Origin of the sequence: Caldicellulosiruptor diazotrophicus (assembly GCF_017347585.1) — a bacterium.
GTDB lineage: Bacteria > Bacillota > Thermoanaerobacteria > Caldicellulosiruptorales > Caldicellulosiruptoraceae > Caldicellulosiruptor > Caldicellulosiruptor diazotrophicus.
The window spans coordinates 85695-108724 of record NZ_AP024480.1 but is presented as its reverse complement, the minus strand read 5'-3'; the positions used below and the strand labels follow the sequence as shown (position 1 = coordinate 108724).

The 23030-nt window shown below is 34.1% G+C and carries 15 protein-coding genes and 6 pseudogenes; 8 read left to right on the top strand and 13 right to left on the bottom strand.

Annotated elements, in window-relative coordinates; all coding sequences use genetic code 11:
* The first annotated feature begins 21 nt into the window (after window positions 1-21).
* On the top strand, window positions 22-765 hold the full coding sequence (locus tag CaldiYA01_RS00435) for a DUF72 domain-containing protein (RefSeq protein WP_207180243.1): 744 nt from the start codon (window positions 22-24) through the stop codon (window positions 763-765).
* Between the two features lie 32 nt (window positions 766-797).
* Here the strand turns inward: CaldiYA01_RS00435 and CaldiYA01_RS00430 are convergent.
* A pseudogene (locus CaldiYA01_RS00430) lies at window positions 798-1985 on the bottom strand (glycoside hydrolase family 88 protein).
* Between the two features lie 2 nt (window positions 1986-1987).
* Window positions 1988-3196: a beta-glucuronidase gene (gene uidA / locus CaldiYA01_RS00420; protein WP_238480556.1), complete on the bottom strand. Its 1209-nt coding sequence runs from the start codon at window positions 3194-3196 to the stop codon at window positions 1988-1990.
* Window positions 3197-3291: 95 nt separating this feature from the next.
* Between uidA and CaldiYA01_RS00415 the strand changes: the two are divergent.
* Together CaldiYA01_RS00415 and CaldiYA01_RS00410 are read left to right on the top strand one after the other, a co-directional pair.
* Window positions 3292-3887 (top strand): annotated as a pseudogene (locus CaldiYA01_RS00415) (IS607 family transposase).
* Window positions 3835-4731, top strand: a pseudogene (locus CaldiYA01_RS00410) (RNA-guided endonuclease InsQ/TnpB family protein); the annotation flags it as partial. The pseudogenes CaldiYA01_RS00415 and CaldiYA01_RS00410, both read left to right, overlap by 53 nt.
* Before the next feature lies 1 nt (window position 4732).
* Here the strand turns inward: CaldiYA01_RS00410 and CaldiYA01_RS00405 are convergent.
* A pseudogene (locus CaldiYA01_RS00405) lies at window positions 4733-5963 on the bottom strand (IS256 family transposase).
* A gap of 69 nt (window positions 5964-6032) precedes the next feature.
* Here CaldiYA01_RS00405 and CaldiYA01_RS00400 point away from each other — a divergent pair.
* Together CaldiYA01_RS00400 and CaldiYA01_RS00395 are read left to right on the top strand one after the other, a co-directional pair.
* A pseudogene (locus CaldiYA01_RS00400) lies at window positions 6033-6347 on the top strand (zinc ribbon domain-containing protein); the annotation flags it as partial.
* Between the two features lie 263 nt (window positions 6348-6610).
* Window positions 6611-7836: pseudogene (locus tag CaldiYA01_RS00395) on the top strand (IS256 family transposase).
* Between the two features lie 348 nt (window positions 7837-8184).
* On the opposite strand, the gene CaldiYA01_RS00390 reads toward CaldiYA01_RS00395, so the two are convergent.
* From CaldiYA01_RS00390 to CaldiYA01_RS00375, 4 genes are all read right to left on the bottom strand, one after another.
* A complete protein-coding gene (locus CaldiYA01_RS00390) occupies window positions 8185-9525 on the bottom strand; it encodes a glycoside hydrolase family 30 protein (protein ID WP_207180237.1) in 1341 nt (446 codons plus the stop codon).
* 148 nt (window positions 9526-9673) lie between these two features.
* The gene (locus CaldiYA01_RS00385) at window positions 9674-10516 is read right to left on the bottom strand and encodes a carbohydrate ABC transporter permease (RefSeq protein WP_207180235.1); all 843 of its coding nucleotides are present in this window, start codon (window positions 10514-10516) and stop codon (window positions 9674-9676) included.
* A gap of 21 nt (window positions 10517-10537) precedes the next feature.
* Window positions 10538-11425 (bottom strand): carbohydrate ABC transporter permease, encoded by an 888-nt coding sequence (locus tag CaldiYA01_RS00380; protein WP_207180233.1) that lies wholly within the window; start codon window positions 11423-11425, stop codon window positions 10538-10540.
* 84 nt (window positions 11426-11509) lie between these two features.
* Window positions 11510-12832 carry an ABC transporter substrate-binding protein gene (locus CaldiYA01_RS00375; protein WP_207180231.1) on the bottom strand — a complete coding sequence of 441 codons (1323 nt, stop codon included), beginning with the start codon at window positions 12830-12832 and terminating at the stop codon, window positions 11510-11512.
* A gap of 322 nt (window positions 12833-13154) precedes the next feature.
* Between CaldiYA01_RS00375 and CaldiYA01_RS00370 the strand changes: the two genes are divergently transcribed.
* Window positions 13155-14945, top strand: a complete 1791-nt coding sequence (locus CaldiYA01_RS00370; RefSeq protein WP_207180229.1) for a sensor histidine kinase — start codon at window positions 13155-13157, stop codon at window positions 14943-14945.
* Between the two features lie 37 nt (window positions 14946-14982).
* Window positions 14983-16572 carry a response regulator gene (locus CaldiYA01_RS00365; RefSeq protein ID WP_207180227.1) on the top strand — a complete coding sequence of 530 codons (1590 nt, stop codon included), beginning with the start codon at window positions 14983-14985 and terminating at the stop codon, window positions 16570-16572.
* A gap of 3 nt (window positions 16573-16575) precedes the next feature.
* Here CaldiYA01_RS00365 and CaldiYA01_RS12200 read toward each other — a convergent pair whose 3' ends face one another.
* The 3 genes from CaldiYA01_RS12200 to CaldiYA01_RS00350 all read right to left on the bottom strand — a co-directional run bounded on the left by CaldiYA01_RS12200 (window position 16576) and on the right by CaldiYA01_RS00350 (window position 18712).
* On the bottom strand, window positions 16576-16827 hold the full coding sequence (locus CaldiYA01_RS12200; protein ID WP_269076413.1) for an amidohydrolase family protein: 252 nt from the start codon (window positions 16825-16827) through the stop codon (window positions 16576-16578).
* Window positions 16828-17088: 261 nt separating this feature from the next.
* On the bottom strand, window positions 17089-17607 hold the full coding sequence (locus CaldiYA01_RS00355; RefSeq protein WP_207180226.1) for a DUF3368 domain-containing protein: 519 nt from the start codon (window positions 17605-17607) through the stop codon (window positions 17089-17091).
* A complete protein-coding gene (locus CaldiYA01_RS00350) occupies window positions 17591-18712 on the bottom strand; it encodes a helix-turn-helix domain-containing protein (RefSeq protein WP_207180225.1) in 1122 nt (373 codons plus the stop codon). Before CaldiYA01_RS00350 ends, CaldiYA01_RS00355 begins: the two co-directional genes overlap by 17 nt.
* A gap of 135 nt (window positions 18713-18847) precedes the next feature.
* Here CaldiYA01_RS00350 and CaldiYA01_RS12195 point away from each other — a divergent pair, with 135 nt between their 5' ends.
* Window positions 18848-19186 carry a helix-turn-helix transcriptional regulator gene (locus CaldiYA01_RS12195; RefSeq protein WP_083755754.1) on the top strand — a complete coding sequence of 113 codons (339 nt, stop codon included), beginning with the start codon at window positions 18848-18850 and terminating at the stop codon, window positions 19184-19186.
* A gap of 7 nt (window positions 19187-19193) precedes the next feature.
* On the opposite strand, the gene nagA is transcribed toward CaldiYA01_RS12195, so the two are convergent.
* The 3 genes from nagA to CaldiYA01_RS00330 are packed head-to-tail and all read right to left on the bottom strand — an operon-like array spanning window position 19194 to window position 23014.
* Entirely contained in the window at window positions 19194-20336 is a 1143-nt protein-coding gene (gene nagA / locus CaldiYA01_RS00340) for an N-acetylglucosamine-6-phosphate deacetylase (RefSeq protein WP_207180224.1), read from the bottom strand.
* Between the two features lie 25 nt (window positions 20337-20361).
* Entirely contained in the window at window positions 20362-22005 is a 1644-nt protein-coding gene (locus CaldiYA01_RS00335; RefSeq protein ID WP_207180223.1) for a beta-N-acetylhexosaminidase, read from the bottom strand.
* Window positions 22006-22045: 40 nt separating this feature from the next.
* Window positions 22046-23014 (bottom strand): GNAT family N-acetyltransferase, encoded by a 969-nt coding sequence (locus CaldiYA01_RS00330; protein ID WP_207180222.1) that lies wholly within the window; start codon window positions 23012-23014, stop codon window positions 22046-22048.
* Window positions 23015-23030 lie beyond the last annotated feature (16 nt).

The following is a 23030-nucleotide window of genomic DNA, read 5'->3' as shown; positions in this document are numbered from 1 at the left end:
TATAAACTGGGGGAGAGGTGTATGAATAATTTAAAAATTTATATTGGCACATCTGGTTTTTCATATTCCCACTGGAGAGGAATATTTTATCCTGAAAAATTGCCAACATCCAGAATGTTTGAGTTTTATGTAATGCATTTTAGAACAACAGAAATTAATTCAAGTTTTTATAGACTTCCTCAAGAAAAAACTGTCTTGAACTGGTTGAACTTTTCACAAGCTGAATTTGTATTTTCTTTAAAAGCTCCAAGGACTATAACCCATATCAAAAGGTTTTTGAATGTTGAAGATGAGTGGAAAAAGTTTGAGAATAGAGTAAAATTGCTAAAAGAAAAGCTTGGAGCAATTTTGTTACAGTTACCTCCAAGCTTTAAGGCTGATGAGGAAAATGTAAAAAGATTATTTAATTTCTTGGATGACAAGGAAAATTTTGTGTTTGCAATTGAATTTAGGCATAAAAGCTGGTTTGTAGATGATATATATGACATTTTAAGAAGCAAAAATATAGCATTTGTAATTGCAGATTCAAGTCGCTATCCTAAAGAAAAAATTATAACTGCTAATTTTGCATATATTCGACTTCATGGCCCAAAAGAAATGTTTTCTTCAAGCTACTCAGAATCTGAGCTTAAAAATCTTGCAATAGATATAAAGGAATATTCTAAAATTTGTGAAAAAATTTACGTATATTTTAACAATGATTTTAACGGTTATGCAGTGGAAAATGCCAAAACCTTAGTAAAGATTTTGGAAAATATTTTATAAATAAAAGGCCTCCTTAAAGGAAGCCTTTTTGTTTACCAGTATTCGTGCCAATATTGCAACAATCTTGCCAATGCTTCTAAAAAGAAATAATCACCCCATATTGTGTGTTCATTCACACCTTCATTTTTCGGTTTATTATAAACACCATGCAAAAGCAAACCGTCTGAATTCAGCTCTTTAGAGGCTAAGTAGTTTGTCGACAATGAAAATACCATATTTTTTACTGCATTTTCATAATACTCTCTGTACTCATCACAAAGTGGTATAAACTTTAACATCTCTAATATTCCACAGGCACAAATTGCTGCTGCTGAGCTGTCTCTTGGCTGCTCACCTTCTGTGAAAACCAAGTCCCAATAAGGCACATAGTCTTCTGGCAATCTGTTAAGAAAATAATTCAAAAGTTTTTTTGCAACATCCATGAAAGCCCAATCCCGTGTGTACTTGTAACTCAAAACAAATCCATATATCCCCCAAGCCTGCCCTCTTGCCCAGCACGAATTGTCCGAATATCCTTGATGAGTTGAGCCATATATAGGCTTACCTGTTTCAACATCAAAATAGAATGTATGGAAGGTTGACGCATCTTCTCTTACTATATTCTCGGCAGTCATTTGTGCGTGTTTGAGGGCTATATCAAAAAACTTCTTATCACCTGTCTGTATGCTTGCCCAATACAAAAGCGGAAGGTTCATCAGACAGTCTATTATTATCCTACCTTTTTGGGTAGGATCGTCCATAGCACCCCATGCCTGAATTACACCGGGTTTTTCCGAGTACCTTGTACAAAGCTGCCTTGCCGCTTCTATTGCAATGTCTTTTGCTCTTTCATCATTTGCTACCTTGTAACCTGCAAACAAGAAAGAGTATATAAAAATCCAAGGTCGTGAGTATCTACGTAGCTCTTACTTTTGAGTCTTTTTTTCAAAGCTATCCAAATGCCTTTTAGCTAAGTCCTTATATTTTTCCTCACCTGTGAGTTCATATGCAAGCCAAAGCATACCAGTATAAAATGACGATGTCCAGTAGATATTATCTACAACATCATACTTGAGGCTTTTGCTTGCAGGTGATAAAAACTTGTCATCAAATTTTTCTATCATCCTATCGAGCTTTAAAAGTACAAGTTTAAGAACTCCTTCTACAAATGCTCTGTCTACCATAGGTGAGCTGCTAAATTTAAGCTTATCTTTTATACCTTCATCTTTTATTTTAAGCATCTTTAATCCTCCAACTTTTTGTACTCTGAATTTTGCCATCTCTTTTTTAGTAAAAATGCTGCCATTTTTGGCTGTCTTTGTCTTGTAAATACACCTTTTCTGTTGCCCATTACTCTGTGAACAGCCTGCTTTGTTGCAAAGTCTGCAAAATTCCAAACATGCTCGCCTACTACAAAATCTAATCTATCAAAAACTCTGTGAAATCTTTCTAACATTTCGCATTGATACTCTTCAGAAAACATGACAGGTGGGTCGCTATGAAATCCCGCTATAGTATCGGCTCCATATTCTGAAACAATAATCGGTTTTTTGAATAGTTCATACCAACGTTTTAATTCTTTCTCTAATTGAAATTCTATCAAATCAAGTTTCCCACAATCTGTATACCATGAGTAGTATCTGTTTACACATATGACGTCAACAAGACTTCCCACTTTTGTCTCATCAGGAAATGAAGATTCAACTATCGTTACAGGTCTTGTACTATCAAGTTTTTTGACCTCATCTACTACTTTTTTGAAATATTCATATGCCTCTTCTTCGTATGTTGCTGCCTCATTTGCCACGCTCCACATTATTACACATGGATGATTTTTATCCCTTGCTATAAGCTCCCTTATTACTTGAATATGATGTTTTAGAGTTTCTTCGTTTACCCTGTCTTTGCAGAACACTTTCTCATTTTTGTTGAAAAAGTTCATACCAACAGCTGGTGCTTCATCTATTATTAAAATACCTTGCTCGTCTGCCAAATTCAAAATCTCCTCTGCATATGGATAATGCGAAGTTCTGAATGAGTTAGCTCCTATCCATTTCAGCAGATTAAAATCTTTTATGGCTATTACAGGATCATATCCTTTTCCTCTTATATCAGCATCTTCATGCTTGCCAAATCCTTTTAGGTAAATTGGTTTGTTGTTGAGTAAAAGTTTATTGCCCTCAACCTTTACAGTCCTAATTCCTACTGGAAGAGTATAGAGGTCTTCAACCACACCATCTTCAATGGTTTCAACGTTCAATGCGTAAAGGTACGGATTGTCAGGTTCCCAAAATTGCGCATCAGAAATTTCAAGTATCCCACTTTTCCCTATATTCTCTGCAACTTTCTTCCCTTCCTTATCAACAACTGTCACCCTTACTTCTTTCTTATCGCACTCTTGTCCTTCTATTTCAATTTCATAATTAATAATGCCTTTTTTATCTAGTTGCAAAAATTAATAAACGGTTTTAAACATATTAAAATTTTTAATAAAATATATTTGCCTGGCTTCTAAATTGTGCTATAGTATTTATGGATGATATAAATATGAAAGCAAAAGAAGTTCTGGAATTATTAGTAATATCAAGACCAACCCTAACTAAGTATGTAAAAGAAGGGAAAATAAGAGTAACGGTTATGCCAAATGGATTTTATGATTACAACTATTTATGCAAGGGTTTCAACTCCAAAACTAAAGAGGGATTTAGAAAATCAAATTGAATTATTAAAACAGTTTTGTTTTAATAGTGGCTATAAAATACACGGAGTATTCTCTGAACAAGCATGGGGAATTAGCTTTGAAAAAAGAAATGAATTTTTTAAAATGCCCGATAGATATTCTTGCAGGTAAGGTACAAAGGGTTGTTATAGCCTATAAAGATAGGTTGAGCAGAGTGGGATTTGAATTGTTTAAACGCTTATTTAGAAAATTTAACACTGAAATAGTAGTTGCATCGGAAGTTGGAAGCAAGAAGCTTGATTCTCAGGAAATAATTGAAGAAATTATAAGTTTGCTCTACTGTTACAGTATGAAATTTTATAGCAAAAGAAAAATTCAAAAAATAAGAAAGCTTTTAGAAAGTGAGGTGTTTGAAGATAATACTCAAGAGGACAGAGCAAATACAGATAAACAAGAACCATGAGTTATGGAATTATTGTGATAAAGTGTGTTTTGCAGCAAAGAATTTATACAACTTTGCAAACTACACTGTAAGACAGGAATTTATAAAAAGTGGCAGGTGGATAAGATACAGAGAACTTGACAAAATGTTAAAAGACCATGAGAGTTATAAGAGCCTGCCAGCTCAGACTTCACAGCAAGTGCTAAGACTTCTTGATAAAAACTGGAAGTCATTTTTTAAAGCAATGAAAGAATGGGGCAAAGATAAAAGTAAATTTTTGGGTAGACCTAAATTACCAAAGTATAAGAAAAAAGACGGCAGGGCTATTTCTATTTTTACAAATCAGCAGTGCAAGATTAAAAATGGTTATTTGACTTTTCCGAAGACAGAATTAAAGCTAAAGACAAGGATAACAGACAAATTAAAAGAAGTCAGGATAATACCAAAAGGAAGCATTTATGTAGTTGAAATAGTTTATGAAAAGGAAATAGCCAAGGTAAAAAGACCACCAAAGAGGATAGCAGGTATAGATTTAGGGCTTAATAACTTTGTAACTTTAGTAAATAACATAGGCATAAAGCCTATTGTTATTAATGGCAAAGTTATTAAGTCAATAAATCAGTATTACAACAAGAAAAGAGCACAGCTTATGAGTTATGTAGGCAATAGAGGAAGTAGCAAAAGAATAGAGAAGTTGACTTTAAAGAGGAACAACAAGATTAAGGATTTTATGCACAAAGCAAGCCGTTTTATAGTCAACTGGTGTAAGCAACACGAAATAGACACCCTTGTTGTTGGGTATAATCCAAACTGGAAGCAGGAGATAGAGCTTGGCAAAGTAAATAATCAAAATTTTGCGAGACTTGTCAAGAATTTTGTGTTTCCAATTTATAACGCAAGTTGTAAAGTTGGGTTATGTTATTGATGCATTTTCTAATACTGGGAACTCCATTTTTCCATTTTGTACGGCGTAAGTTCTCTCGCTGTAAGTAAATATTAATTTCTAAGACTTCAACAGACTGAAAGTATCCACCTGAATTTACTTCTTGCCTTTTCAATCATGCTATTTACACTTTCAACGGCGTTTGTGGTGTAGATATGCTTCCTTAATTCCTCAGGGTATTTCATATGGGCAAGATAAAACTCTGCTTTTTCTGATATTGCTTTAATAAATCGAGGATATTTTGAAAGGTATCCATCGCAAAGTTCTTTAAATTTCAGTACAGCTTCGTCAAAATCGGAGGAAGAAATTCTAAGTCTGTCTAAACTCTTGTTAAAAGCTGAAGCATCCTCTTTTGTCATATGTTTTCTGACATTACGTTGGAGGTGGACAAAACACAGTTGATGGTCAGCAAGAGGATAAGCAAGTTTGACAGCATCTATAATACCAGGGAAGTCATCACTTATGACAATTAGAATCTCTTTTAGCCCTCTTGTAATTAAGTCTTCAAATACTTTCATCCAATCAGCCTTATTTTCTTTGCCGAAGAAAGTGTAGACACCGAAAATGTCTTTTTTACCTTCTAAGTCGATACCGAGGACAACATAACAAGTAGCTTGTTTAACCTTAGAATTATCCTTAACTTCACAATGATAACCATCGATGATGAGAGCAAAAGCACTTGTTGGTAGTTCTCTTTGTTTGAATAACTGAAGCTCATTTTTAAGGTCTTCTTTGATTTTTAGTATTTCATTTTCGGAATATGGAAGATTCAAAGCTTTCAAAGTCTGGACAAGGGAACTTTCGGAATAACCATTGACGACTAAAGACATAAGCAGGTCAGTGTATGAACTATCAACTCTTTTGTAGCGGTCAGGGAGGATAGAAGGTCGGAAATTACCAGTACGTGTGCGAGGGACAGAGATTTCAAGACTGCCAACAGGTGTTGCAAGTTTTCTATCGTAAAAACCATTGCCTTTGTCATTGTCATTTTTAGCAAGGTACACTGATCTTTCCGATAACATAAAGCAATCGAGCAAGTTTTCTAAGAGTTGCTTTAGAGCTGGGCGGTTAGGATCATCTTTGGAGCAATACATATTTAATACTTGCTCTACAGCCATGTTTTTAGCAGTCTCAATAATTTCGTTTTTATTCATTTTAAGTAGCCCCCTTGATAATTATTTCAATACTAATTATACAGTGGACACAATTTTATTTTAACTCCCAATTTTGCTTCTATACCATTTAATCAGTTTGTAAATATGCTCAAGTATAAGTGTGAAGAAGAAGGGATTAGTGTAATAATTACAGAGGAGAGCTACACAAGTGGCTGCAGTTTTTTAGATGGGGAAGAAATCAAAGAAATAAATTATAATCCACGTCGAAGAATAAAGAGAGGCTTATTTAGGAGCAACAAAGGGATATTAATAAATGCGGATGTTAACAGTGCGTATAACATTATAAGAAAAGTATTCCCCGAAGCATTTGCTGAGGGGATAGAGGGTGTGGGGTTACACCCAGTTAGGTTGAATGTAGCCTAACAAAGAATAGTATTTAGCAAAATTTTAAATAGTTTTTAATACTTTAAACACTATTCATAACCTTACTCACCTGAGAATAGAAAAAGCTAAGCTATTGCTCACGCAAACCAACTATTCTGTAAATGAAATTGCTTTAAAAGTAGGATACATATACCCTAACAGTTTTATAGAGACTATAAATAATTTTGTGTAAAGTATAAGGACCTCCTTCTTGGTAAGAATCAAAATATAAACAAAAATATCCAAGAAGGAGGTTTTTTGTTATGGAAAATGTTTTAACAAAAGAGCAGCTCTTAGAGTTTATAAGAAAAAACAATATTCAGAGCGTAAGTGATATTTACGAAAGTTTAAAAGACTTGTTTAAGGATGTACTTCAAAGCTTTTTAGAAGCAGAGATTGAAGAAACTCTAGGTTATGAGAAATATGACGTTAAGAACAAACAAACTACTAACTCTCGAAACGGATATACTCAGAAGACTGTAAAAACAAAATTTGGAGAGATGGAAATTGATATACCAAGAGACAGAGAAGGTGAATTTGAACCCAAGATAATTCCCAAATATAAGAGAGATATCTCTGAAATTGAAGATAAAATAATTGCTTTGTATTCCAGAGGAATGACAACAAGAGATATTCATGACCAAATAAAAGATATCTATGGTATTGAAGTATCTGCTGAGATGGTAAGCAAAATTACAGAAAAAATAATACCAGAGATAAGAGAATGGCAAAACAGACCGTTAGAAAAGATATATCCGTTTATTTTCATGGATGCGATCCATTACAAGATAAAAGATGAGGGTAAAATTGTGAATAAAGCTGCCTATGTTGTTTTAGGTATTAACATTGAAGGATACAAGGATGTTTTAGGAATATGGATAGGAGAATGTGAAAGTTCAAAGTTTTGGCAAGGTCGATTGAATGATTTAAAGACAAGAGGTGTAGAAGAAGTCCTGCTGTTTTGTGTCGATGGGCTAACTGGTTTAAAAGAGGCAATAGAAGCAGTATTTCCAAAGAGTGATATTCAAAGATGCATTATTCTACCTTAATGAGAAACTCCTTTAAGTATGTTTCGTATAAACACATAAAAGAATTTTCAAGAGATTTCAAGAAAGTATACCAAGCGATAAATGAAGAAGAGGCTTTTGAGAATTTTTGTCAAATAAAAGAAAAATGGGGGAAACAATATCCTTACGCATTCAGAAGCTGGGAAAGCAATTGGGATTTGTTAACTTCGTTTTTCAAGTTTTCCCCAGAGATTAGAAGAATAATCTATACAACAAACATTATAGAAGGTGTCCACAGACAGTTTAGGAAAGTTACAAAGTCAAAATCAGTATTTCCAAATGATATAGCTTTAGAAAAGACGCTTTATCTTGCGACCAAAAATATTGTAAGAAAGTGGACTCAGAGGTATAAAAATTGGGATATAATACTGGATCAGCTTTTGATAATGTATCCTGAACGGCTGAAAGAATATATAAAGTAGATAGCAATCGTCAGTTCGTGTTTTTTTAACTGCTTCTATAGAAGCAGTTAAAAAAACAAATAAAAAAGAGAATATTATAACCCAGTATTAAATTTTCTCCATGAAGTTAAAAATTTATGCATAAAAAATATTAAAAAGGTAATACTAAAAAATAGAAAGTTGGCAATTAAATTCTGAATGATTACTTACCAAGAAGGACGGTTTATCTTAAATACACAAAATTATTTACACACCCGTTTTATAAACGTCTTTAAGAAAAAGGTGGGACTTTCACCAACAAAGTACAGGACTCTTTATAGCTCTCAAAATTAAAGGTGGGCTTTTTCGCCCACCCTTTTTATTTATATTTTACTTTTCCAGAACAATGGTCAATATAGACCTTGCTGGAGACTTTCCACAGAATATTTTCTCTCCAATAACCATACTAAACTCTATTTCCTCTGGGTTTTTATTAAAGACAACCACTGCTAAAGTATCGTCCTGGTTCTTCGCTGCCAAAACTTTAAGTCTTGCATCACTGCAGCTACTTTTGACTACTTTAGCTCCCGGCCTTATGAATTTAGAAAAATGCCCTATATAATAATATGCATTTTGATAGTAAATCTTTTTCTGGTCTTTATCAACTATTATTGGAGCGTCGCAAAAGTTCCCTACATGATTAGGTCCACCCATTGTGTCAAGAACAATATTCCAATCCATAAATCCAATTGTGTAACTGTTAAAATCACCAATTATCTCATGAGCATACCTTTCTCCAAGCTCCCAGGAACCAAGCTTTACTCCACCTTCCTGACAACCTTCGGTAAACACCAAATTGACATCAGGAAATTCTTCTTTTATTTTTTTGAGCTGGTCAAAATGGTCTCCTCCATACCAGTGGAATGCAACTCCCCACACATACTTAGCAGCTTCTTTGTCACTCAAAATTGTTTTTACCCTGTCATATATGATGTCTTTGTTGTGGTCCCATATAAGTATTTTTATATGGGAAAGCCCTTCTTCTTCAAGAGTTGGTCCTAAGTAATCCTTCACAAAATCCCTTTCTTCTTCAGCTGTGTATATGCACGACTCCCACACTTGAGTTGCCATCGGCTCATTTTGAACTGTTACAGCCCATATATCAATCCCTTCTTCTTTATATGCTTTTATGAATTTGCAGAAAAACCTTGCCCATGTTTTTTTATACTCATCTTTTAGCTTTCCACCATGGCACATATCACCATTTGTTTTCATCCATGCAGGCGGACTCCATGGCGAAACGAGGATTTTGAGGTCTTTGCAATACTCCTTTATCCTTTTTAGAAGTGGAATTACCATCTTTTTGTCTCGTTCAATGTTAAAGTGTTTCAGTTCTATATCTCCTTCAACATCATCACAGCTATAACTGTCAACACAAAAATCACAGCTGTTCATGTGAATTCTACAAAGTTTGTAGCCAAGCCCCTTTTCAGGGTCAAAGTACCCTCTTAAAATCTCTTCTTGCTGGTGTGGGAAAAGTGACATTATATTTACCGCGGCAGCCTCTGTAAGTGCTCCACCAAAACCTATTACCTCTTGAAATGTACTGGATGGCTCAATTGTTATAACAGTTTTCTTTTCTATTTTTGTGCGTTCTTTTAAGTTGTTTATTAGCTGCATAGGAATACTAAAACTCTTTGCTGTAATATAATTTGAAAGACTTTTGAACATTTTTAAACCTTCCTTTCCTTTACTTTCTTATTAAGAGTTTTATATATTCTAATTCTACATTGATAGCTTCATATAAGTAAATACACTGAATTTTAGAAAAGGTTTTAATTTTGGCGAAAAAAAATAATTCTAATTGGTTGCTTATTTATTACCCCTTCACAGCACCCAGGGTAACCCCTTTTGTAACCTGTTCGTTCAGGGCAATATATACTATCAGTGATGGAAGAGCTACTATTGTCATTACAGCAAACTGGACTGCATAGTTAGATGCATACTGACCTGCAAAGTTGTAGACTGAAAATGGTAGGGTTCTGAACTTGTCGGATGTCAAGTACGTTGCCGCCATAATAAATTCGTTCCATGTATTCAAAAATGTGGTAACAGTTATGGTGACCAGTGCAGGTTTTGAAAGTGGTAGAATAATCTGAAACAGGATTCTAAATATGCCGCAACCATCTATGATTGCCGACTCTTCTAAAGCTCGTGGAATACTTCCTATAAACCCCGTCATCAAGAACACTGCCTGTGGCAGTGAAAATGCAACGTATGGAATTATTAGTGCAAAATATGAATCCAGCATCTTAAGCTGTCTGAAAATAACAAAGTTGGGTAGAAGCGTTGCATGAATTGGTATCATGAGTCCCAGCAAAACATATGTTAAAACTTTATTGCTCCACTTCCATTCCATCCTTACAAATGCATACCCCATCATCAGCGAAAACAGAACAACAAGCAGAACAGACGTCACATTTACAATTACACTATTGATAAAATATTGCGGAATTTTTCCATCTCTCCATGCAAGATAATAATTTATAAACTGTGGGGGATTGGGAATTTTGAGTATATTTGCGCCATATACATCTCCACTTTTACAAAGCGAAAAGTCAATCAGCCAAACAAGTGGAAACAGCTGTCCAATTGAGAATAGTCCCAGCACAACAAGAAGCACAGCTCTGCTTTTTTTGTTGAAACTACTTTCCCTTGCCACGTCAAAACCTCCCATGTCTTGTTAAAACTCATAATTTTCTGGTTTAAATATCTTCTGGAAAAGAATATTGACAGCCAAACATGCTATAACAAATAGCACTGAAATTGCATTAGCATAACCATATTGATATGAATTAAATGCACGAATGTAAAGATAGTTGGCCAAAAACTGGCTCGCATCGCCGGGACCACCGTTTGTCGTTAAATAAACTGTTTCCATTTGTTTTAAAGCATATATAATAGCTATTGTAAAATTAACCTTGATAACTGGCTGAAGCAAGGGCACAGTAATCTTTGTATAAAGCTTAACACCTGTTGCACCATCAATCATTGCTGCCTCATAAAGTTCTTCTGGTATACCCTTTAGACCTGCGTAGTAAATCAAAAGTGCCCAGCCAAAACCCTGCCACATACAGATTATAATAACTGATATTAAAGCTGTTTTGGTATCCCCCAACCACTGCTGTTTTAAAAAACCTAAGTGCAAAAAGTCAAGTATCTTGTTTATAAGCCCATATTGAGGGTCATACAAACTTACCCACATACGTGATGTTACAACAACTGGTATCACACAGGGTATAAAGAATATGGTTCTGAAAATTTTTTCCGCTCTACCGCCAATTTTATCAATTAATATAGCAAACGTAAGAGCTATTGGATGTTGAACAAATACATATGCAAGAGCAAGAAATATAGCGTTTCTAAGTGATTTCCAAAATGTTGTATCTGAAAATATTATCTTCTTGAAATTTTCAAGACCTACAAAATTTGGCCGACCAATCCCTGACCAGTCAGTCATTCCAAGATATACACTGAGTATAATTGGAAAAAGAATTGCAAACGTGTATATCAAAAGTCCCGGCAAAACCAGCAACAAAATGGTCCTTTTGTCTGACAAAACCTTGTACATATTGTCACTCCTTGTGAATAAAATTCCTGCTCCCAAGACATTCTTTTTAAATATCTTGGGAGCAGGTGATTTAATTTTTTAAAATTACTTAACTTCTAACTTTGCAAGCTCTTCAATCTTTGCTAAGAACTTTTCAGGTGTAATAGCCTTTGCAACAAGCATCTGGCAAAGTGTTTCTGCTTCTGTTTTAAAGTTTGGTGTAAACGCATCTTGCCATACTGTGCCACTTACAGATGTTGCACTGCTAAATATCTGTGTGAGCTTTTTCTGAAGAACTGTTTCTTTTCCTGTCATAAACTTTTCCCAGTTCTGCCCTGGAACAACAAGTCCTTGTTGCCAACCAATCTTTGCCCATCTTGTTGGATGCATCATGTAAAGAAGAAGTTTCATTGCCTCATTCTTAACCTTTGAACTTGCAGAAACTGCATATCCACCGCCATGCCATGCTAAAATGTCTGTCTTTTTGCCCTTGCCACCAGAAATTATTGGGAAGTATGTTGCATCAACATTCTTTTTGAAAGAATCAGAGAAGTTTGGATTAGCTGCCATTCCAACTTCCCATGAACCCATGTAGTACATCGCTGCTTTTTCCTGAGCAAACAAATTGTTTGCTGCACCGTAGTCTGCTGCAACAAAAGCGTCTTGGAATCCGCCTACATTCACAAGCTCAACCAAGTCTTTTGCAGCTTTTAAAAGAACCTGGTTTTTTGATATAGATTTTTTCGAAATTGCATCGTAAATTAATCTTTGGTCCCCGCTTTCTTTCACAACAAGCTCCTGATACAAAATTGCCAGTATCCATTTATCTTTACCGTTTATTGCAATTGGAGCAATGCCATTTTTCCTGAATACTTTTGCTGCGTTCAAGAGCTCACTAAATGTTGTTGGCACCTTTACATTGTATTTACTGAACAGCCCTTTGTTGTAATAGAGGACCATAAAATCTGTATTTCTTGGAAGTCCGTATATCTTACCATTATACATAAAATCTTTTAATGAAGATGTTTTAAAACCGTAGTCTTTTATCTGTTCTGGTTTTATTTCAGCTGCATACCCTGCTTTCATGACCGGTAAGAAGAATGATGGCTGACCCCATACCATGAAGATGTCTGGCATCTGATTTGTTGCAACATAAACTTTGAATTTCTGCTTGTAAGGCTCATCCTGAAGTGCTTCGACCTTAATCTTGACATTTGGGTTTGCTTTCATATAGCTGTCAATTAACATCTGCTCAAGCTTACCTTGGTTGGAGGTCCTATCTGGTAGGTTGGAGAAAAATTTGATTTCTATAGTTTTTTTAGTCGATGCAGAAGCTGTAAAAGTACCTTGAATACCTGCAAATAAGCTAACAATCATTACTGTTACAAGTAAAACCGAAATAAATACTTTTAAGGTTCTCTTTGACATCACTTTTCCCTCCTTTTTGATTCTTTGTTAATTTTTAAAGATCTCTCTGGGGCGCCCCAAAATCAAAGGTAGAATTGATTCTGTCTTGGTTAAATTATATCAGCATACTTTCACAATTTTAAGGTGACAATTTTTAAATTTGGTTTGCATTTTTTATGGATATTTTGAGCATGCAAGTTATTAATTGTTATTAAAATTATGATGATTGATGGCAAGATGTACTTCTAAAAAAGAATATCTTGTGAATTTTATATATGAAGTTGTATAATATACTTTGACCTGTAGAATAAAAGTGAGCTTCAAAAGAAGGTGTTTTGGTAAAATGCTTTTAAAGCTCAAAAATTATTTTTTACGTCTGAGCATAAAATACAAGATACTCATTCTCTTCTACAGTATAATAGTGGTAACCTCCTTGGTGCTGGCTTTATTTTCATATACCATTTCAACAAACCAGCTAAAAGAAGAGGTTGGAAATCTACTTTTAAGAGACACAAAAAGAATTGCTGCCAGCATAGATTTTCTTCAAAGAGATGTAAATGAACTTTCATCATTTTTGTTTTTAGATCAAAGAGTGCAAAACTTTATCAGCCCGCGCCCTGATTTTACTAAATATTCCTTAGAACCACTGGCAAGCCTTCTTGCTTCCAAAGATTATATAAGTTTTATTATGCTCTACTCTTTTCAAGGTGATAAATATTACTTTTCAAATGACAATAGCACTGGAGTTGCTGATTTTTATGAACTAAAATCTACAGATTTTTTAAAACAAATTATAAAAAACAAAGGTGCACCTATATGGCTGAGTCTAAATAGCTTGCCTTTCACTCTAATTGCAAAAAACAATTACCCTAAGATTGCCATGGCAAGGCTTCTTTTAGACTTCAATACATACGAGCCTGCAGGAGTGCTTATAATATGTATAAACATACCAACCATTGAAAAAATCTATATGGAAGATTTAAAGGAAAAAGAAGCATGTTTTTTTATAGCTGACAGTAGCAACAAAATTATCTCCTTTGAGAGCACAACACCACAGTTTACAGCTACATTTGCTCAGAAGCTTTTGAATAAAAACATCCTAAGTAGAGAAAATGAAATAATCACTGCCAATTCGTCAAAACTTTTAATTACTTCAAGTTATATCCCAACTTCCAACTGGCGGCTTGTGAGCATTGTTTCGTTAGAAAATGCCATAAATGCTATTAGAAATTCGTTTGTCCTTCTATATATTAGGGTACTTATACTCTGTCTTATCTTTGCTTTTGTAATCTCCATGTATTTTTCTTCTATGCTCACAGCTCCCCTCCAGAAACTTGTAAGTTCTATGAAAAAAGTGCGGCAGGGTAACTTTCGAGAACAAGTAAATATTGACCCGCATGCAAGTGATGAAATTGCAATAGTTGTTTCTGAATACAATAATATGGTTGAAAAAATAAATGAATTGATAAACAAGGTATTAAAGTTGGAAATTCACAAAAAAGAAGCAGAACTAAAAGCACTTGAGGCTCAGATAAATCCTCATTTTCTTTACAATACTTTGGATACTATATTTTGGAAAGCCGAAAAATCTCATGATAGTGAAATAAGCGAGATGATTTATTCTCTTTCAAGACTTTTTAGACTTACCTTAAACAGAGGAAGTGAGTTCATTCAGGTAAAAGGTGAGAAAGAACTAATAGAACATTACCTCTTCTTGCAGAGCAAAAGATATAAAAATAGACTTCAGTACTCAATTGAAATTGACTCTGAAATATTGGACTATTATATCCCTAAATTGATTTTGCAGCCTTTTGTTGAAAATGCAATTGTTCACGGTATGGAAAATTCAACAGCCCCAACTTTTATTCAGATAACAGGCAAAAAAGAAGGTGAAAACTTATGCTTTACCATCAAAGACAACGGAATTGGAATGTCGAAAATGCAGCTCGATAGAATCAAAGACCTTTTAGAATCAGGAAAGGAAGCTACTTTTGGATATGCTATCAAAAATGTCAACGAAAGATTAAAACTTTACTATGAAACACACTTCAAATTGAATATACAAAGCCAGCCAGGACAAGGTACAGAAGTAAAATTGATACTTCCTATAGATTATATTTCAGTAGAAAGTTGATTGTAAGAATATTTTGTAAAAAAAGGAGATGAAAAGGATGACAAAGTTACTTATTGCTGATGATGAGCCAGAGGTAATTGAAGGTATTTCAACTCTTGTTGATTGGGAAAGTAATGGAATTAAGATTGTTGGATGTGCAACAAACGGTGAAGAGGCACTTGAGAAAATTAGGATGCTTTGCCCTGACATTGTTTTGATAGACATTAAAATGCCTAAGTTAGATGGACTGCAAGTAATTGAAAATGCCAAAAAAGAAGGGTATATATTTGAAAGTATAATCTTAAGCGGGTATGATGACTTTTACTTTGCCCAAAAAGCACTTGAGCTAAGGAGCCTGAATTATCTGCTAAAGCCTTGCAAACCAAAAGAAGTTTTAGATGCAGTACTAAAGGCTAAAAATGTCCTTGAAAAAGAAAGGGAAAAAGAGGCTCTGATAAATAGATACATAGAATATTACAATGAAACTTTGCCAATTTTAAAAGAGAGAATTCTAAATGAGGTTATATTTGGCATCCGCAGCAAGGAAGAGATAGAAAAGCTTTTTGATAGGTACAATATAAAACTTTCATCTGGAAAATATTGCATTGCTCTTGCCAAATTTGATATTGAAAATGTTTCCGATACTTATCCAACTTCTTTTGTAAAACAAGAAGCATACATACTTGCATGTGTTAATTTAATTCAAGAAGAATTAGAAGTCTTTAGATCAGAAGTTTTCAGAGGTAGAAATGAGATAGTTATATTAATTAACTCAGACTTTGAATTTGATAGAGAAACGATAGATACTATTCTTACAAAAGTCAAAAGAAGTGCCAGCGATAAGCTTGGAGTGAAACTTTACTTTGGAGTCAGTAGATGGGGAGATAAAATTGAAAAAATCAACTCTTTATATGAGCAAGCTTTAAATGCTTTAGAGCTTAAATTCTTTGCCGACGATATTGACATATTACATTATGATGATATTTGCCTCAGTAAAAATACTACTTATTACCCAATTGATGAAGAAAGATCAATAATAAATAGCCTCTTGCTGTGCCAGAAAGATGTTATTAAAGATAAAGTCGAAAGTTTTATAAACTCATTGTATTCTACCAACACATTTAACAAATGGTTTATAAAGTCGGCTGTTTTGGCATTACTGGGCAGTATCATCAAAGTCTGCCATGAGAAATGTATTGATTTAAATGATGTAGTAAGCAGCAAGGTTTTTGAAAACATTTTAAAAACTGAGAAAAAAGAGCTATTTAAAGCATCGCTACTTAGCTTTTTAAATGCAGCAGTAGACAAAATTGAGCAGATCGAAAATAAAAATCTAATCGTTAAAGCAGCTATTAGCTTTATTGAAAAAAACTATAACAAGAACATTACATTAGAAAGTGTTGCTAAAGAGGTATATGTAACTCCTGCGTATTTGAGCATTCTATTTAAAAGGGAACTGAAGATTAATTTTGTTGATTACCTCCATAAAATCAGAATTCAAAAAGCCCAGGAACTTTTGAAAAACCAAAATTTAAAAACATATCAGGTTGCAAATATGGTTGGCTTTTCTGATGAGAAGTATTTTTCTCAAGTTTTCAAAAAGTATACTGGTCTTACACCAAGCCAGTTCAGGGAGAGCCTGCTTTGAAATTTATTCAAGCCTTATCACAAGCTCTCCCTTAGCATATACCTCTTTTACATTTAAATCCTCATCCATCAATACAAAATCTGCTGAAAAGCCCTCTTTTACCCTGCCGCACTCAAGTGAAAAAAGTTTTGATGGATTGTAAGTTGCTGCCATGAGAGCATCTTCTAATCTAATTCCAATCTTTATTAGGTTCTTTACTGCCTTATCAATTGTCAAGGTGCTGCCAGCTATTGTGTCATCTGATAACCTGCAAATTCCATTTTCAACTTTTACTCTTAGGCTTCCTAAACTGTATTCACCATCACTAAGGTCTGTTGCAGCAATAGAATCACTGATTAGTATAATGTTCTCTGCACCTTTTAGTTTGTATACAAGTTTAATAATCTCAGGTGACAGGTGAATAAGGTCGCAAATAAGCTTTACTTTAAATATTGTTTTATTTTCTTTTTTACAAACTTAATTCAATTTTTTAAATCATATATCAAAGTATTTTTAGTACTGAGAATGATTATTTCGTTATAGGTGATATATTCTTATTATTTCATTTATTATGTCTTTGTTTATATATGCACCGCTATTGCTTTGATATCCATCTATTAGCTCTTTTAATTCTTTTTTGCTAATTATTCCCTTCTCAAAAGCAGCACATAAAATACCCAACGTGCCAGTCGAGTTTATTCCATACTTTTTACAGATTTTTCGTACTGGTTTATCATTTGAAACACAAATAATTTTTTCTTGGAGTGCTATTGAAATTACGAGTCTATCATAAACTGAAAGAGCTTTGAACTTTTTTAGCTTCTGAAAAAACCTATATCCCTCTTCTGTTTCAAGATTTGCAATATCATATCCTAAATCCTTGAGTTTTTTAATAACCTCAGCTGGTAGCTCTTTTGATACAACGAAACCAGAGACAAAGACTTTTGAAAAAACCTGAAGAGGAATTTCAAGATAGCTTAGCCTTTGAAAATCTATTACCACATTTGTATCAAGTATTGCTACTTTATCTATGAGTTTCTTAATCTTCTCTCTCATCCATCATCCACTTCTTTGCGCTTTCTCTTGCATCTTCAACACTAATTCCAAGAAGTTCTGCCACCTTGTTAATTCCTATTTGTTCCTTCATAAAAAGCATTCTTACTATCTTCTCATGTGCGGTATTTTTTTTGAAGTAAGGCATTGGATCAGGTTCTTTTTTAGAGTAACCTTTCATGTTCAAGTATTTCAGCCATTTTTGATATTCTTTATCACTGATATATTCATAGTCGTTTAAAACATGCAAAAGAGCTTTTAAACTTACTCGTAAATCTTTTTTGATGTATATGAGATCATTCCATGATAACTGACTTTTGAGTAAGACAGAATACTTAGCAAGACTTTTCCGCGGAATCAAAAAATATCCTGCAAATTTGTCAGCAATTTTTTCGTAAATGTTCCTGCGAGTAGACTGTAGAATAACTTGTCTGTATTGGTTTCTGTCAAATAAAATGTGAGCATACTCATGAACAATACTAAATATCTTTCTCTCTTCTGGAATGTTCTCATCATCGTTAATAACTATAAAACAACCCTTTTGGTCATGCAAAGCAGACACTCCAAACATGTCTGGCATATCAAATTTTTCAAAAATTATTCTTATTCCCTTATTTTCAAAACATTCAATGATTTCCTCTCCTCTGCTTTCACCAATGTTTAACCATTCTCTTTCTTCTAGTGCTATCTGTTCTATTTGAAGTTTTATCTCCTTTGATATTTGCTTTTCCTTAGAATCTATTTTGAGATTATACTGCTGTGGAAGATAGGAAATCTTTTCACCAGCAAGTTCATAAATCTCATACACCCTGTTTATCAAATCACAGACTTTGTACTGAACGGTTGAGATAGATTCTTTATTTAAAACATGAGCCCTGAATAAAAAAGCCATTTCTTCATGTTTGTTTTCAAGAAAATAATCTAACGGCTTTCCAAAAAATTCAGCTATTTTGAAAAGCTTCTCGCTATCAATAATCACTTCACCTTCAAGGTATTTAGTCATAGTCTGCCTGGCAACTCCAATTAAATCTGCAAGTTGCTTTATCTTTACATTCTGTTTTTTCATTAAAACGTATATATTATTCCCAATTACCTTTGCTAATGACATGTTAGCTCACTCTCATCAATTTTTTGTTATAAATATTTTACACTATTTAAACTATTATTGCAATAAAAATGTTAATTTTATTTAACATTCTAATTTGCATCGCTACTTAGCTTTTTAAATGCAGCAGTAGACAAAATTGAGCAGATCGAAAATAAAAATCTAATCGTTAAAGCAGCTATTAGCTTTATTGAAAAAAACTATAACAAGAACATTACATTAGAAAGTGTTGCAAAAGAGGTATATGTAACTCCTGCGTATTTGAGCATTCTATTTAAAAGGGAACTGAAGATTAATTTTGTTGATTACCTGCACAAAATCAGAATTCAAAAAGCCCAAGAACTTTTGAAAAATCAAAATTTAAAGACATATCAGGTTGCAAATATGGTTGGCTTTTCTGATGAGAAGTATTTTTCTCAAGTTTTCAAAAAGTATACCGGTCTTACACCAAGCCAGTTCAGGGAGAGCCTGCTTTGAAATTTATTCAAGCCTTATACACAAGCTCTCCCTTAGCATATACCTCTTTTACATTTAAATCCTTATCCATCAATACAAAATCTGCTGAAAAGCCCTCTTTTACCCTGCCGCACTCAAGTGAAAAAAGTTTTGATGGATTGTAAGTTGCTGCCATGAGAGCATCTTCTAATCTAATTCCAATCTTTATTAGGTTCTTTACTGCCTTATCAATTGTCAAGGTGCTGCCAGCTATTGTGTCATCTGATAACCTGCAAATTCCATTTTCAACCTTTACTCTTAGGCTCCCTAAACTGTATTCACCATCACTAAGGTCTGCTGCAGCAATAGAATCACTGATTAGTATAATGTTCTCTGCACCTTTTAGCTTGTATACAAGTTTAATAATCTCAGGTGATAGGTGAATAAGGTCGCAAATAAGCTCCACTTTAATATCGCTCAAAAGCGCATAAGTTGTAATAGAATTCTGTCTGTGATGTAGCTGTGGCATTGCGTTGAAAAGGTGAACAATATTTTTTGCACCAAGAAGGTGTGCTTTTGCCGCCTCATCAAAACTGCTATTTGTGTGACCAAGCGAAATGTTAATATCTTTCTCCGCTGCTTTTGAAAAAAACTCAACCGGATTTTCAAGCAGCTCTGGAGCAATCGCAGTGTCAATAATTTTCTCTTCACAGTTAGAAATCAATTCTTCTAACTTCTCAGCTGTTGGTCTTTGCAAAAATCTTCTATCGTGTGCACCTTTTTTGGCAGGGTTTATAAATGGTCCTTCTAAGAATATTCCGGGGATGTTTAGCTTAAAGTTTGGGTCTTTCTTTGCTTCTTTGATAGCTCTTGCAAGCTTGTATATGTTTTCAAACGGAGCTGATACAATTGTTGGCAGAACAGTTGTAACACCATGTTTAAAATAGTAATTTTGGATAGTTTTTAAATCATTCTCTGTAGTATCAAAAAAATCAACTCCACCAATACCATGTGTGTGTTTGTCAATAAATCCAGGTGATAAAATAAAATCTCTTCTGTCTATAATCTCATCTTTTCCAGTATCAATTCCTTTTTGCGTTCCCAAAACTTTCCCATCTTCTACAACCAAGACATTGTCCCTGATGAACGAATATCCATTAAAAATCTTTTTGACCAAAAACTTTTTTCTCATTTTTAAAACACCTCAAAATATATCTTTAATTTCTTTCCTGTTCTAAGCTAACTTTGCCACCTGCTGCCCAAAATCTTCCAACAATCCTATCAAGCCCTTCCTTTTTCCTCTCTTTACGCCACAGCCTGCAGTAATAACTTCCAAGCTTAATTAAATCACTTTCTGTCACTGTATTCTCAAGCCTTTTTATCGCTACTCTTATAGCCTGCCGAATAAATGCTAAATCTTCAGGAAGATTTGCATCAATAGCTTTTTGCAAAGCTTCTTCAAAACACCTTTTTAACCCTCGTTTCTCAGAAGTCCCCATTTGCACAACCTCTTTGCTTCCATACAACAGACCTTTTATATTATTTGCAATTTTCGACATACCAAACACTTTTCGTACATCAAGCAGCTTTTCGCTTTCACCAGAAAGAACAATATAACTTTTTTCCCAATCCCCATCACCTTCAGCAAGCTCAATTGTAGCAACAAAAAGCGGATATAAAAAACTAAACAAACACTCCTGCCCATCATCACCCCAGGATGTCACCAAAAAGCCTTGAATACCTTTTGTCTTAGCAGCCTCAATAAAATTTTTTATGTTCTCAATTGCTACTTCAAAGTCAGGATAAAACCTGTTCCAATTAGAAAAACCCGGACACACTATCTGATTTGATTGGTGATTATTTCCAAGACTCTCAATTCTGTTTATAAAATGCTCCTTGGGCATTGCTGCATAATCCCAGTTGGCTAAAATTGTCCTTTGCCATATATCGCTTTGCAAAAGTTTCTCCCATACCTTCCTTTCATCAGGCCTCAGAAACATACCTGTTAGCATATCTGCCCACATGATAGGAATCTTTCTGTATTTTTCTACCACATCTATCATATTTTTGTGATATTCTTCATATAGCTTTGGCCCTTCAAATATCCAATTCTTTTCCAAGCTTTTTCCTCTGCCGAGTGCCCATGTCTCATCCCCGCCGATGTGAACGTACTTAGATGGGAAAAACTCTAATACTTCATCTAAAAGTTCATAAGCGAATTTTTTTGCTTCTTCACTCGACAAATCAAGGCATCCTTCTCTTGGCAAATACCATTCACTGTATTTGGAGTACTCTGGAATTGATAAAATATTCTCCATGTGACCTGTTAACTCTAAGGATGGAAATACTTCAATTCCAAGATTTTTGCCGTACTCTATAATTTCTTTTAACTCCTCTTTTGTTAATCTTCCTCTACCCGCACCTATCTTAGGATGTTTTTCCCATGGAAAAAGGTCTTCAAAGTATATTGCAAAGTAGTTAATTTTAAGCAAAAATAGCCATCTCAATATGTTTTTAAAAGTTGATAAATTGGGCACTCCGCCCCTCGCAATATCAAGATGAAAGCCTCTAAAAGAAAATCTAAATTCTTCTTCTACTGTGACTTGCGGCAGTGCATCTTTTCTTTGAATTAAGAGCTGAACTATGGTGGCATAAGCAACATTAACATTTCCCCAGACCTTTACTTTTTTGTTCTCTATTGAAATACCTGTTCCAGGTCTTTCGACAATCTCTATTTTCCATGAGCCTTTTGGTATTGAAAACTCCCTTGAAATGAAATCTGGAAAGTTTTCAAAACCATCAAAGTCAAACCATTTCCCTGTGAAATCAACTTTTTTAGGCTTTGGAACAATTTTAAACATTTTTTGATATCTCCCTTCTGCAAGCAATTATTATGCCTTGTTAAAAATTATCAGTGCCCCAAAAAACAAATTTATTTGGCTCTCTTGCCAGGATACTTATCAGTTTTTCAGTTGAATCAACAAGTAAGCCTTCCAGCTTGAAAGGAGTAATAAGATTTAACATCAAACTATTGTCTTTAAACTCAGTACACCCAGTAAGCTCAAGGCCAATTGCCTTTGGATATTTAATTGCTTCTGCATTTTCATTGTTTATAATAAATTTTATAAACTCCATCAAAGGTATCTCTTTGTTTGATGAGTCAGAGCAGCCATATTCCAGTATAATTATTTCTTTGCCATTTTTTCTATAAAACAAATATGCAGCCAATCTCCCCTCAACAAAGTATCCTAAACTTGTTTTGGGTTCAAGGTTAACCCATCCAAGCCAATATTCCCTGTTTCTAACAACAGGGCCATTAAAATTAGTTGAGTATAGCTTGTAGATTTCATCTATAATTTCGACATTATTGTCTGACAAATTTATTTCTTTTATTTCCCCTGTTTGAGTAGTCTTAGATTCATGATATTTTTGAAAGGTATCTTTGTCAAGCAAACAAAATTCGCGCGGCAATACTTTATAGCCAAACCTGCCATAAAAATTATGTAAGGATGCAAACAAAATAGAAATGCAAAGTCTTTTTTTCCTCATTGTATCTACAGCCATGCAAAGTAACTTTGATGCAAGCCCCATTCCTCTGTACTCATGTTTTGTACTTACCTCTCCTATTCCACCAACTGTTATCTCTTTCCCATGAAAGTATATCTTTCTGTAGAATAATCTTACTGTACTTGCTATGTTGCTGTCATCTAGAGCAACAAAAATGCTGTTAATATCTCTGAAAGGATCATTGAAATAATGTCTTTTAAAATAATCAAGCCAAAAATCTAAATTTTGATTTTCTCCAAAAACACTTGCACAGTGGTAAAACCATTTTTCAAGTTCTGATTCTTTTAAGGTTCTAAATTGCATAAATGATCCTCCTTTT